Annotated in this window: 1 protein-coding gene; it reads left to right on the top strand. The window is 66.2% G+C overall.

Annotated elements, in window-relative coordinates; genetic code table 11:
• The first annotated feature begins 1 nt into the window (after position 1).
• Positions 2 to 15,001 carry a non-ribosomal peptide synthetase gene (locus tag H0B43_RS32865; RefSeq protein ID WP_185724131.1) on the top strand — a complete coding sequence of 5,000 codons (15,000 nt, stop codon included), beginning with the start codon at positions 2 to 4 and terminating at the stop codon, positions 14,999 to 15,001.
• Positions 15,002 to 15,032 lie beyond the last annotated feature (31 nt).

The raw sequence follows: 15,032 nt of genomic DNA, 5'->3' as shown, positions 1-15,032 counted from the left end.
AATGCGCTCGGGGACCCGCCTTCCATCGGAGGCATGCCGTCTATCTGCCGCACAAAAGGGAATCTGGTTCGCCCAGCAACTGGCCGGCGAACTCCCGATCACGATCGCGCAGTACGTCGAGGTCTACGGCGAGTTGGATATCGATTTGCTCGAGGCGACCAGTCGCGTGGCGGCCAGGGAGTTCGGTTCCGGATTCTTACGCCTGGTCGATCACGACGGGGAGCTGTATCAACTGGTCGACGATTCTTCCGACAGCGGGATCCGGCGAATCGACTTTCGCGCGGAGGACGACCCGAGCGTCGCCGCGCAGCAGTGGATGCGCCGCGAGTTCAGCACCCCGATAGACCTCCTCCACGATGCGCTCGCAGTCTCGGCGATACTCCGAGTCGGCGACCGGCACTACTACTGGTACTCACGCATTCACCACATCGCCCTCGACGGCTACGGTGCCATGACGCTGCTGCAGCGTGTTGCCGAGTTGTATACGGCCGCGGTTGTCGGTGTCGAGGCCCCGCCGCTCCACGTGCTGGATCTCGCGCAGATCGTTGAAATCGATGATGCCTACCGGAAGTCGGATCGCTTCGAAGCGGATCGGCGCTACTGGGCGGAACGGACCTCGGGACTTCCGGAGCCTGCAAGCCTGGCCGGGCGGTCGGCGCCCGTCGTGGCACATCCGCGAAGGGCCAGCGCGGCCTTGTCACACGACGTAGCCTCAATGCTCGATTCGGTCGTCGCGAAGCACAACTCGAGTGCGGCACCGGTCCTGGTCGCTGCTCTTGCTGGCTTCCTGTGCCGGATGACCGGCAGATCGGACATCGTTCTCAGTCTGCCGGTTTCGGCCCGAACGACAGCACCGCTGCGACGCTCAGGGGGGATGGTGGCCAATGTCGTGCCGCTGCGACTCGAGGTGGGCGCGGACGTGACGATCGGGGCACTGATCAAGTCCACCCAACTCGAGTTGACCGGGGCGCTGCGGCGGCAGCGGTACCGGCGTGAGGACATCTGCCGCGACCTCGGCAGGGACATCAGCCGCAATCGCTCGTTTGGTCCGACTGTCAACATCATGCCGGCCGACCGAGAGATCCGGCTGGGCCCGCACCTCGGCCGACTGCACGTGTTGACCTCCGGGCTGATCGACGATCTTTTCGTCAACATCTACCCGAGCGTGGGCGGCGCCACGACGCACATCGACTTCCAAGCGAACCCGAGCCTGTACGACGACGACGTTCTCGCTCGTCATCACCACCGCTTTTTGTCCTTTCTCGACCGCTTCCTTTCTGCCGATGTGGGGAGTCGGGTCGGTGACCTCGACATCCTCGACGCCGACGAACGACGGAACCTGCTCGACCGCACCGGCGGCCCCGAAACCCCCGCAACGACACTGCCACAACTACTGGCCACCGCCGCAGCACACGACCGCACCGCACCGGCGGTGATCTACCGAGACCACCACCTGTCCTACGAACAACTCGACACCGCATCCTCCCAACTCGCACGAATCCTCATCGCCGAAGGCATCGGCCCCGAAGACACCGTCGCCCTCGCACTCCCCCGCTCCCCCGACGCGGTCCTCGCGATCTGGGCGACCACCAAAACCGGCGCCGCATTCCTCCCGATCGACCCGAACTACCCGAAAAACCGCATCACCCACATGCTCTCGGACTCCCGAGCCGCACTCGGATTGACCACCACCCAGCACGCCACCACCCTGCCCGCACCACTACCCTGGCTCGTCATCGACACCCCCGACTTCCAAACCCGCTGCAACACCATGAAGTCAGGTCCGATCACCGACGCCGACCGACTCCGACCCCTGCACACCACCAACACCGCCTACCTGCTCTACACCTCCGGCTCCACCGGCACCCCCAAAGGCGTCGTCGTCGCCCACCAGGGGCTGGCCAACCTCGCCGCCGAACAACACGAACGATTCACCACCACCCCCAACTCCCGCACCCTGGCCGTGGCATCACCGAGCTTCGACGCCTCGGTGTTCGAACTGCTCCTCGCCGCCGGATCCAGCGCCACCATGGTCATCGCCCCACCCACCGTCTTCGGCGGCGACGAACTCACCCAACTCCTCCACCGCGACCACGTCACCCACGCCGTGATCACACCGTCCGCGCTGGCCACCATCGACCCCACCCACCTCCACACCCTGCACACCATCCTGTCGGCCGGCGAGGCCTGCACCCCCGACCTGCTCACCCGCTGGGCCACAAACACCGACACCTCCCGCATCCACTCCCCCCGCCGCTTCTTCAACGGCTACGGCCCCACCGAGACAACCGTGATGAGCAACTGCAGCGGACCACTGCCCCCCGGCGGCCCCATCACCATCGGCACCCCGATCCGCGGCACCCACACCTACGTCCTCGACGACCGACTCCGGCCCGTCCCCACCGGCGTGACCGGCGAACTATACGTCGCCGGGATCCAGCTGGCACGGGGCTACCACGGCCGACCCGGACTGACGGCCGAACACTTCGTCGCCAACCCCAACGGCCCACCCGGCGAACGCATGTACCGCACCGGCGACCTCACCCGCTGGCACCCCGACGGCAACCTCGAATTCCTCGGCCGCCGCGACCACCAAGTCAAACTCCGCGGCCACCGCATCGAACTCGCCGAAATCGAAACCACCCTCACCACCCACCCCGACATCACCCAAGCCGTCGCCGCGATACGCAAGAACACAGTCACCGAGCAACTGGTGGCCTACGTGGTGCCGACCCCAGGCACCCACGTCGCCCCCGAGACCCTCGCCGCGACGGTCGGTGCGCGCCTGCCCGACTTCATGGTGCCGTCGGTGTTCGTAACCCTCGACCGAATGCCACTGAGCCCGAACGGCAAGATCGACCGGCGAGCACTACCCACCCCAGCGCCACCGAAGCGACAATTCCGGGAACCGGCCACCCCCATCGAACAAACCATCGCCCACATCTTCGCCGACGTCCTCAACATCGACCGCGTAGGACTCGACGAGTCGTTCTTCGCTCTAGGTGGTGACAGCATCGTCGCTATTCAGTTGGTGTCTCGCGCGAAAGCCCGGGGCGTGGTGTTCTCCGCACGCGATGTATTCGAGCGCAGGACTGTTGGTGGTTTGGCTGAAGTCGCGCAGCTTCCCGAGGACTCCGGACTGCCGGTGGTGCTCGAGGAGTTGCCGGGTGGCGGTGTCGGGTGGATGCCGCTGACCCCGGTCGCACGGGCGCTGATCGAGCGCGGTGGTGGCTTCGGTCGATTCTCACAACACATGTTGGTGGAGTTGCCACCCGGAATAGAGCGCGGTGAGTTGGTGGCGACGGCCGAGGCCGTGCTCGATCACCACGACATTCTCCGCTCGCGACTTGTCAACGACGAACGCGGGTGGGGTCTCGAAGTCGGTGGGTCGGATGCCATTGATGTGGACGGCCTTGTTCGTCGGGCGGAAGTCGCCGCCGATCTCGACGAGGAAACCGCGGTGGCGTGGGCGTCGGCGCAATTGGATGCGGCGTTGGGGCGGTTGGCGCCGACGACGGGCGTGATGGTGCAGTTCGTGTGGCTCGATTTTCGGTCGGGATGCAGCGCCGCGCAGCGGCCGGGCTGGTTGCTGATCGTCGCGCACCACCTGGTCATCGACGGGGTGTCGTGGCGGATAATCCTGCCGGACTTGGCCTCCGCGTGGGCGCAGGTGTCCACTGGGCATACTCCGCTGTTGACGCCCGTCGGAACGTCCATGCGCCGGTGGGCGCATGCGTTGGTCGAGGAGGCGTCGGCCCCGGCGCGGCTGGCGGAGTTGCCGATGTGGCAGGCGCTGTTGCAGGCGTCCGACCCGGTTTTGGGTCTCCGCCCGTTCACCGCGGCTATCGATGTGGGATCCACCCTCGACCGGGTCGAGGTGAGCGTACCGGCGCGGGTGACGGCGTCAGTACTGACGACCTTGCCGACACTGTTCCACGGCGGCAGCGAGGATGGAATGCTGGCGGCATTGGCGTTGGCCGTCTGCCGGTGGCGGCGCGCGCGAAAGGTCTTCGAATCCTCGACGCTGATCCAATTCGAGGGACACGGCCGTCAGGAGCAGATCGTCGCGGGAGCGGAGCTGTCTCGGACGGTGGGATGGTTCACCAATGTGTTTCCGGTGCGTCTGGATATCGGGGCCGCTGATCTCGACGAGGCCTTCTCTGGTGGCGCCGCGGCCGGCGTGGTGGTCAAGTCGATCAAGGAGCAGCTGAGGTCGCTACCAGACCGGGGAATCGGCTACGGGCTGCTGCGCTACCTGAATCGGGAAACTGCGGGGCTATTACGGTCGCTGCCCGTCGGCCAAATCAGCTTCAACTACCTCGGCCGGGTCTCTGGCGGTGGTGTTCCGAACGAGGCGCGGGCGGCCGAGTGGTCACCGCGACATCTCGGCGACATCGCCGCTCCCGGAGATGCCGACATGCCGGCGAACGGGGTTGTCGACATCAATGCGATAGTGACCGACGGCAGCGAGGGTCCGGTGCTGGGCGCCGCGTTCACGTTCCCGACGGGTGCAATCGGGCGGTCCGATGTGCAGGACTTGGCGGAGGAATGGTGTGCCGCACTCGCAGCGCTCGCCGCGCATGCGCAGACACCCGGCGCGGGCGGGTTGACACCGTCGGATCTGCCATTGATCACCACACGGCAATCGGACATCGACCGCTGGGAGGTCGCGTATCCGGCGATCACGGACGTGTGGCCCTTGACGCCGCTGCAGTCGGGTCTGCTGTTCCACGCGCTGTTGGCCGCGTCGTCGGTCGACGTGTACTCGATGCAGGTCGTGTTCACCCTCGCAGGACGGGTGGACGCCACACGGTTGCATGCGGCGGCGCAGGCGGTACTGGATCGGCACCCGAACTTGCGTGTGGCGTTCGTCGAGGGAGCCGATGGCGTGCCCGTCCAGCTGGTGCTCGACAACGTGTCGGTGCCATGGTGCGAGGTCGATCTACGCGGGGTCGACGACACCGCTCGCCCGGACGCGTTGACGCGACTGCTGGCCGCGGACCAGGCCACGCACTTCGACATGACCGCTCCGCCGTTGATCCGGTTCACACTGGTCACGGTGGCCGCGGACCGGTACGAGCTGGTCGTCGCCAACCACCACATCCTGCTCGACGGGTGGTCCATGCCGCTGCTGATGGCGGACATGCTCGCGCACTATGCCGCCGGCGACAAGGCGTCGGCGGTGCCTCCCGTCCGTCCGTATCGCAGTTATCTGGAATGGCGCGCTGAACAAGACGAGGCGGCGTCGCGGCGGGCCTGGGCAACGGCGCTCGAGGGTGTCGAGGGCCCTACTCTGCTCGCACCGGCCGACCCGGGCCGCGAGATCTCCTCGCGGGCGGGTGAAGTCACCGCCGATCTCGGCGAGCACAGGACACGGGCCCTGTCCGAGTTGGCCGCCCGGCTCGATGTCACCGTCAACACGGTGTTCCAGGCCGCCTGGGGAATTCTGCTGATGCGGATGACCGGCCGGGACGACGTGGTCTTCGGCGGCACCGTGTCAGGACGGCCACCTCAACTCGCAGGCATCGAATCGATGATCGGGCTGTTCATCAACACGGTACCGGTGCGGGTGCGGGCGGATCCGGACGAGTCGATCACGCGACTACTGACGCGGATGCACGGTGAACAAGCCGACCTGCTCGATCACCACTATCTGGGGCTCATCGAGATTCAGCAGGCGGCCGGCACAGCCGACGCCCTCTTCGACACGCTGACGGTGTTCGAGTCGTACCCGGTCGAGCAGGCCGCACTGGCCGCACAGGCCGACGCGATCGACGGCATGACCCTGGTCGGTGTCAGAGCCAACGACAACACCCACTACCCCCTCGCCCTGGGAATCACCGTTGACACCCAGATCCGGCTACAGCTGAAATACCTCCACGATCTGTTCGACGAACCGTACGTCCAGGTCCTGATGAACCGATACCTGCGCGTCCTCGGAGCCATGATGGCCGATGTGGGGAGTCGGGTCGGTGACCTCGACATCCTCGACGCCGACGAACGACGGAACCTGCTCGACCGCACCGGCGGCCCCGAAACCCCCGCAACGACACTGCCACAACTACTGGCCACCGCCGCAGCACACGACCGCACCGCACCGGCGGTGATCTACCGAGACCACCACCTGTCCTACGAACAACTCGACACCGCATCCTCCCAACTCGCACGAATCCTCATCGCCGAAGGCATCGGCCCCGAAGACACCGTCGCCCTCGCACTCCCCCGCTCCCCCGACGCGGTCCTCGCGATCTGGGCGACCACCAAAACCGGCGCCGCATTCCTCCCGATCGACCCGAACTACCCGAAAAACCGCATCACCCACATGCTCTCGGACTCCCGAGCCGCACTCGGATTGACCACCACCCAGCACGCCACCACCCTGCCCGCACCACTACCCTGGCTCGTCATCGACACCCCCGACTTCCAAACCCGCTGCAACACCATGAAGTCAGGTCCGATCACCGACGCCGACCGACTCCGACCCCTGCACACCACCAACACCGCCTACCTGCTCTACACCTCCGGCTCCACCGGCACCCCCAAAGGCGTCGTCGTCGCCCACCAGGGGCTGGCCAACCTCGCCGCCGAACAACACGAACGATTCACCACCACCCCCAACTCCCGCACCCTGGCCGTGGCATCACCGAGCTTCGACGCCTCGGTGTTCGAACTGCTCCTCGCCGCCGGATCCAGCGCCACCATGGTCATCGCCCCACCCACCGTCTTCGGCGGCGACGAACTCACCCAACTCCTCCACCGCGACCACGTCACCCACGCCGTGATCACACCGTCCGCGCTGGCCACCATCGACCCCACCCACCTCCACACCCTGCACACCATCCTGTCGGCCGGCGAGGCCTGCACCCCCGACCTGCTCACCCGCTGGGCCACAAACACCGACACCTCCCGCATCCACTCCCCCCGCCGCTTCTTCAACGGCTACGGCCCCACCGAGACAACCGTGATGAGCAACTGCAGCGGACCACTGCCCCCCGGCGGCCCCATCACCATCGGCACCCCGATCCGCGGCACCCACACCTACGTCCTCGACGACCGACTCCGGCCCGTCCCCACCGGCGTGACCGGCGAACTATACGTCGCCGGGATCCAGCTGGCACGGGGCTACCACGGCCGACCCGGACTGACGGCCGAACACTTCGTCGCCAACCCCAACGGCCCACCCGGCGAACGCATGTACCGCACCGGCGACCTCACCCGCTGGCACCCCGACGGCAACCTCGAATTCCTCGGCCGCCGCGACCACCAAGTCAAACTCCGCGGCCACCGCATCGAACTCGCCGAAATCGAAACCACCCTCACCACCCACCCCGACATCACCCAAGCCGTCGCCGCGATACGCAAGAACACAGTCACCGAGCAACTGGTGGCCTACGTGGTGCCGACCCCAGGCACCCACGTCGCCCCCGAGACCCTCGCCGCGACGGTCGGTGCGCGCCTGCCCGACTTCATGGTGCCGTCGGTGTTCGTAACCCTCGACCGAATGCCACTGAGCCCGAACGGCAAGATCGACCGGCGAGCACTACCCACCCCAGCGCCACCGAAGCGACAATTCCGGGAACCGGCCACCCCCATCGAACAAACCATCGCCCACATCTTCGCCGACGTCCTCAACATCGACCGCGTAGGACTCGACGACGACTTCTTCGCCTTGGGTGGCAACTCGTTGCTTGCGACGCAGGCGGTGTCGCGGATGGGTGTGGCGATGGATTCGCAAGTGCCGATCCGGGTGTTGTTCGAGGCGTCGTCGGTGCAGGCGCTGTCGGGGTGGCTCGAGTCCCGGGCGGCTGTGGGGGCGCGCCCGCCCCTGCTTCCGCGGCCGCGGCCCGAACGCATCCCACTATCCTATGCGCAGCAACGGATCTGGTTCCTCAACCGGTTCGATCCACACTCACCGGCCTACAACATCCCGTTCGCCGTGCGCCTGTCCGGGACCATGGACACGGCGGCGTTACGGACGGCGGTCGGTGACGTCGTGGACCGGCACGAGGCCTTGCGGACGATCTACCCCGAATCGGAGTCCGGCCCGCACCAAGTGGTTGTCCCGACGGCCGAGGTCAGCGCCTCGGTCGAATCGGCTGGGGTGCCCGAGAACGAGGTCGCCGCGCGGCTGATGTCGATGGCCTCGGCCGGATTCGACGTCACCACATCGGTGCCGGTGCGGGCGGCCTTGATCGAGACGGCCGACGACGAGCACGTGCTCGCCGTGGTGTTGCACCACATCTGCGCCGACGGATTCTCGATCGCCCCGCTGGTCCGGGATCTGATGGCCGCCTATGCGGCCCGCATCCACGGGCACCCACCCGCCTGGACCGCACCGACGGTGCAGTACGCGGACTACACCCTGTGGCAACGGGATTTACTCGGCTCCGACGACGACCCCGATTCATTGCTCGCGCAGCAGCTGGCGTACTGGCGTTCCACACTCGCCGGGCTGCCGCAACAGCTCGAGCTGCCAGGGAACCGACGACGGCCGGCGGTCACCCACCGTGGACGAACACACACGTTCACGATCGGCGCGGAGATCCACCTCTCGGTCATAGATATCGCACGACAACACGCCGCGACGGTGTTCATGGTGGTGCACACCGCGTTCGCGGTGCTCCTGGCCCGGATGTCGGGTACCGGCGACGTCGCGATCGGCACCCCCGTTGCCGGTCGCGGCGACCCGGCACTCGACGATCTGGTCGGCATGTTCGTCAACACCCTGGTGCTGCGAACCCCGGTCGATTCCGCCAGCAGCTTCACCACGCTGCTCTCGACGGTGCGCGAAGCCGACCTGGCCGCATTCGAGCACGCCGACGTGCCGTTCGAAAGGGTGGTACAGGACCTCAACCCGGTCCGGTCGACCGCACGCCACCCACTGTTCCAGGTGATGCTCGTCTTCCAGAATCAGGAGCACCCGGAGCTGGAACTGGAGGGGCTGACCGTCCGTATCGAGGACATCGACCACGCCGCCGCGCAATTCGACCTCACACTGTCGGTAAGTGAACGCATCGATCGCGATGGTGCCGCTCGCGGGCTAACCGCCGCGCTGACCTATGCGCAGGACCTGTTCGACGAGGACACGGTGCGCGGCTTCGCCGACAAATTCACCCGACTCCTCGAGAATGCGGTCGCCGATCCCGACAGCCCGGTCGGCGACATCGACCTCCTCGACCCCACCGAAAAACAACTGATCCTCGAGGACTGGAACCACACCGAACACGCGCCAACCACCGACACCCTGGTGTCAATGTTCAGCGCCCAGGCAGCCCGCACACCCGACTCGGCGGCGGCGGTGTATGGGGACCGGTGCCTGTCTTACGCCGAGTTCAACGCACGCGTCAACCGTCTCGCCCGATACTTGATCACCCAAGGTGTGGGCCCGGAAACCATCGTGGCACTGAGGATGGCCCGCTCGATCGACTTCGTCGTCGGCGTCTACGCAACCCTCACCGCCGGCGGAGCATACCTACCCATCGACCCCGACCACCCAGCCGAGCGCACACACTTCATTCTCGCAGTGGCACAACCAACCTGCATTCTGACCACCACCCACGACGAGCAAGACGACCTGCCCGACCCGGCACCGGTCCTCCACATCGACACGATCGATCTGACAGGGATGTCCGCGGCAACGGTCACCGACGCGGACCGTCGTGCACCACTGCGCCCGCAGAACACGGCGTACGTGATGTTCACCTCGGGATCCACCGGCCGCCCGAAGGGCGTCGCCGTAGCGCACACCGCAATCGTCAATCAGGTGCGGTGGGCGGTCGAGGCGTTCGATCACCGTGCCGGCGACCATCTCCTCCAAAGCAACGCGGTGACCTTCGACGCGTCGACCCCCGACCTCTTCGCGCCGCTGCAGGTCGGCGGATGCGTGGTGTTGGCGAGCCCGGACGGCCAACGCGACCCCGACTACCTCGCCGAGCTCATCCGCACCCATGCGATTACCCACCTGGCGTCGGTGCCGACCGTACTGACCGCCCTGATGGCCAGCCGATCACCCGACGTTCTCCGCGGCGTGCGGGTGATCTACCTCGGCGGTGAGACACTGTCCGGGCAGACGGTCACGCGGTTGGCCGAATTCAGTCATGCGACGGTGTGGAACCAGTACGGGCCCACCGAAACCACCGTCAGCGTCATCTGTCACCGCTGCACCCAGCACGAAGACACGGTGGAACCCATCGGCACACCGCAGGCCAACTGCCGCGCCTACGTGCTGGACCACCGCTTGCATCCGGTACCGGTGGGGGTGGTGGGCGAGTTGTATGTGGCCGGGGTGCAGCTGGCGCGAGGGTATCTGAGAAGGCCGGCGTTGACTGCGGAGCGGTTTGTAGCGAATCGGTTCGGCCCACCCGGCGAACGCATGTACCGCACCGGCGACCTGGTGCGCTGGCACCCCGACGGCAACCTCGAATTCCTCGGCCGCCGCGACCTCCAAGTCAAACTCCGCGGCCACCGCATCGAACTCGGCGAAATCGAAGCAACTTTGACGGCGGATCCCGACGTGACCCAGGCGGTCGCCGCGATACACCACGACCCCCACACCGGCGACCGGTTGGTCGGCTACGTCGTCCGCCGTGATGGCGCCCCCCTCGACCCGACTCGGGTCCGCGCATTGGTCGCGGACCGCCTGCCCGACTACATGGTGCCCTCACCAATTACGGTGGTGGATCGATTGCCGTTGACGGCGAATGGCAAGGTGGATCGGCGGGCGTTGCCGGCACCGGTGTTTCCGCTGCCGCAGTACCGGGCGCCGGTGACGGTGGTGGAGGGGATCGTTGCCGGGGTGTTCGCAGATGTCCTCGGTCGCGAGAGGGTCGGACTCGACGACGACTTCTTCGCCTTGGGTGGCAACTCGTTGCTTGCGACGCAGGCGGTGTCGCGGATGGGTGTGGCAATGGATTCGCAAGTGCCGATCCGGGTGTTGTTCGAGGCGTCGTCGGTGCAGGCGCTGTCGGGGTGGCTCGAGTCCCGGGCGGCTGTGGAGGCGCGCCCGCCCCTGCTTCCGCGGCCGCGGCCCGAACGCATCCCACTATCCTATGCGCAGCAACGGATCTGGTTCCTCAACCGGTTCGATCCACACTCACCGGCCTACAACATCCCGTTCGCCGTGCGCCTGTCCGGGGCCATGGACACGGCCGCGCTGAGCGCGGCCCTTGGCGACGTCGTGGACCGGCACGAGGCCTTGCGGACGATCTACCCCGAATCGGAGTCCGGCCCGCACCAAGTGGTTGTCCCGACGGCCGAGGTCAGCGGCGGATTCGCCACCGCCGCGACAACCGAGAGCGAGGTCGCCGCGCGGCTGATGTCGATGGCCTCGGCCGGATTCGACGTCACCACATCGGTGCCGGTGCGGGCGGCCTTGATCGAGACGGCCGACGACGAGCACGTGCTCGCCGTGGTGTTGCACCACATCTGCGCCGACGGATTCTCGATCGCCCCGCTGGTCCGGGATCTGATGGCCGCCTATGCGGCCCGCACCCACGGGCACCCACCCGCCTGGACCGCACCGACGGTGCAGTACGCGGACTACACCCTGTGGCAACGGGATTTACTCGGCTCCGACGACGACCCCGATTCATTGCTCGCGCAGCAGCTGGCGTACTGGCGTTCCACACTCGTCGGGCTGCCGGATCAGTTGGAATTGCCGGGTTACCGAACCCGGCGTGTGGTGTCGCACCGTGGACGAACACACGCGTTCACGATCGGCGCGGAGATCCACCTCTCGGTCATAGATATCGCACGGCGGCACGCCGCGACGGTGTTCATGGTGGTGCACACCGCGTTCGCGGTGCTCCTGGCCCGGATGTCGGGTACCGGCGACGTCGCGATCGGCACCCCCGTTGCCGGTCGCGGCGACCCGGCACTCGACGATCTGGTCGGCATGTTCGTCAACACCCTGGTGCTGCGAACCCCGGTCGATTCCGCCAGCAGCTTCACCACGCTGCTCTCGACGGTGCGCGAAGCCGACCTGGCCGCATTCGAGCACGCCGACGTGCCGTTCGAAAGGGTGGTACAGGACCTCAACCCGGTCCGGTCGACCGCACGCCACCCACTGTTCCAGGTGATGCTCGTCTTCCAGAATCAGGAGCACCCGGAGCTGGAACTGGAGGGGCTGACCGTCCGTATCGAGGACATCGACCACGCCGCCGCGCAATTCGACCTCACACTGTCGGTAAGTGAACGCATCGATCGCGATGGTGCCGCTCGCGGGCTAACCGCCGCGCTGACCTATGCGCAGGACCTGTTCGACGAGGACACGGTGCGCGGCTTCGCCGACAAATTCACCCGACTCCTCGAGAATGCGGTCGCCGATCCCGACAGCCCGGTCGGCGACATCGACCTCCTCGACCCCACCGAAAAACAACTGATCCTCGAGGACTGGAACCACACCGAACACGCGCCAACCACCGACACCCTGGTGTCAATGTTCAGCGCCCAGGCAGCCCGCACACCCGATGCCATCGCGGTCATCGACGGAAACGGAACACTGTCCTACGCCGAGTTCAACGCACGCGTCAACCGTCTCGCCCGATACTTGATCACCCAAGGTGTGGGCCCGGAAACCATCGTGGCACTGAGGATGGCCCGCTCGATCGACTTCGTCGTCGGCGTCTACGCAACCCTCACCGCCGGCGGAGCATACCTACCCATCGACCCCGACCACCCAGCCGAGCGCACACACTTCATTCTCGCAGTGGCACAACCAACCTGCATTCTGACCACCACCCACGACGAGCAAGACGACCTGCCCGACCCGGCACCGGTCCTCCACATCGACACGATCGATCTGACAGGGATGTCCGCGGCAACGGTCACCGACGCGGACCGTCGTGCACCACTGCGCCCGCAGAACACGGCGTACGTGATGTTCACCTCGGGATCCACCGGCCGCCCGAAGGGCGTCGCCGTAGCGCACACCGCAATCGTCAACGAGGTGCGGTGGGTTGCGTTCGACTACGGCTTCGGTGACCGTCTTTTGCAGAGCAACGCGGTGACCTTCGACGCGTCGACCCCCGACCTCTTCGCGCCGCTGCAGGTCGGCGGATGCGTGGTGTTGGCGAGCCCGGACGGCCAACGCGACCCCGACTACTTCGCCGAGCTCATCCGCACCCATGCGATTACCCACCTGGCGTCGGTGCCGACCGTACTGACCGCCCTGATGGCCAGCCGATCACCCGACGTTCTCCGCGGCGTGCGGGTGATCTACCTCGGCGGTGAGACACTGTCCGGGCAGACGGTCACGCGGTTGGCCGAATTCAGTCATGCGACGGTGTGGAACCAGTACGGGCCCACCGAAACCACCGTCAGCGTCATCTGTCACCGCTGCACCCAGCACGAAGACACGGTGGAACCCATCGGCACACCGCAGGCCAACTGCCGCGCCTACGTGCTGGACCACCGCTTGCATCCGGTACCGGTGGGGGTGGTGGGCGAGTTGTATGTGGCCGGGGTGCAGCTGGCGCGAGGGTATCTGAGAAGGCCGGCGTTGACTGCGGAGCGGTTTGTAGCGAATCGGTTCGGCCCACCCGGCGAACGCATGTACCGCACCGGCGACCTGGTGCGCTGGCACCCCGACGGCAACCTCGAATTCCTCGGCCGCCGCGACCTCCAAGTCAAACTCCGCGGCCACCGCATCGAACTCGGCGAAATCGAAGCAACCTTGACGGCGGATCCCGACGTGACCCAGGCGGTCGCCGCGATACACCACGACCCCCACACCGGCGACCAACTCGTTGCCTACGTCGTCGCCCGCGACCACACCCCCCTCGACCCCACCGCGATCCGCGCCTTCGCCGCCGACCATCTCCCCGACTACATGCTGCCCACCCCCATCACCGTCCTCGACGCACTACCGCTGACCACCAACGGCAAGATCGACCGGCACGCACTACCCGCCCCGGCGCCGTTGAAACGGCAGTTCCGGGAGCCGGTCACCCCCATCGAACGGACCATCGCCGATGTCTTCGCCGACGTCCTCGGCCACGCCCACATCGGACTCGACGACGACTTCTTCACCCTGGGAGGCAACTCCCTCCTCGCCACACGAGTCAGTGCACGGCTCCGAGAGGCTCTCGGCGTCAACATCCATGTACCGTGGATATTCACTGACGCCACCGTGGCAGCGATCGCCGGTAGAGTCGAGGCGGTCTCCGCCGGGCCGAAACGGATCGAGCCGGTGGACGATTCGGCATTCAACGTCCTGTTGCCAATCAGATCGGAGGGGGATTCCGACCCGATCTTCTGCATACATCCAGCTGGCGGATTGGCCTGGTGTTATGCAGGTTTGGCGCAGAACACCGAACCGGGACGGAGAATCTACGGGCTGCAATCCCCCGAGCTCGTCGAAGACGACCCGCACGCCCGATCTATCGAGCAGTTGGCGGAGCGATACCTCCGGGAGATACAGGCCGTGCAACCAGACGGGCCATATCACCTGCTCGGCTGGTCCTTGGGCGGAGTTATCGCCCACGCGGTAGCCACACGATTTCGCCTTCTCGGGAAGCAGGTCGCGATGTTGGCGATGTTGGACAGCCGGCTGCTCGAAGTGGAATCGACTGCAAACCAGGAACTCTCTGTTGAAGACATCCTGGTCGAGCTGGCCGATCTGTTTGGATTCGGTGCCGAAGACTTCGATGCCGCGGGGGAAACCATGTCGGCTGAACGAGCGACCGAACTGATTCATCTGCGAACTGGAGCATTCGAGTTTCTCCAGCCATCACACGTGAATCGAATCGTCGCATCCTTCAATGACGCGCCACGGTTGGTCGCCGATTACCACCCCCCAGTGTTCGACGGAGATGTGGTCTTCTTCGCCGCCGCAGCTGACGAGATGGACCAGGAAATTGCCGAAAGTTGCTGGCGACCATATATAACCGGTTCCATCGACTACTATCCCATCGATGCCACGCATATTCGTATGACCACGCCGCGTGCGTTGACAGACATTGCACGAATTCTCAACACCTACCTCGTCGACGCTGTCAGGTAGTTGTCTCGTGTCGCCGAGGAACGACCGCAGC

This window comes from Rhodococcus sp. 4CII, assembly GCF_014256275.1.
GTDB classification, from domain to species: domain Bacteria; phylum Actinomycetota; class Actinomycetes; order Mycobacteriales; family Mycobacteriaceae; genus Rhodococcus_F; species Rhodococcus_F wratislaviensis_A.
The sequence above is the reverse complement of the archived record's forward strand: the minus strand, read 5'-3'. Positions and strand labels throughout refer to the sequence as shown.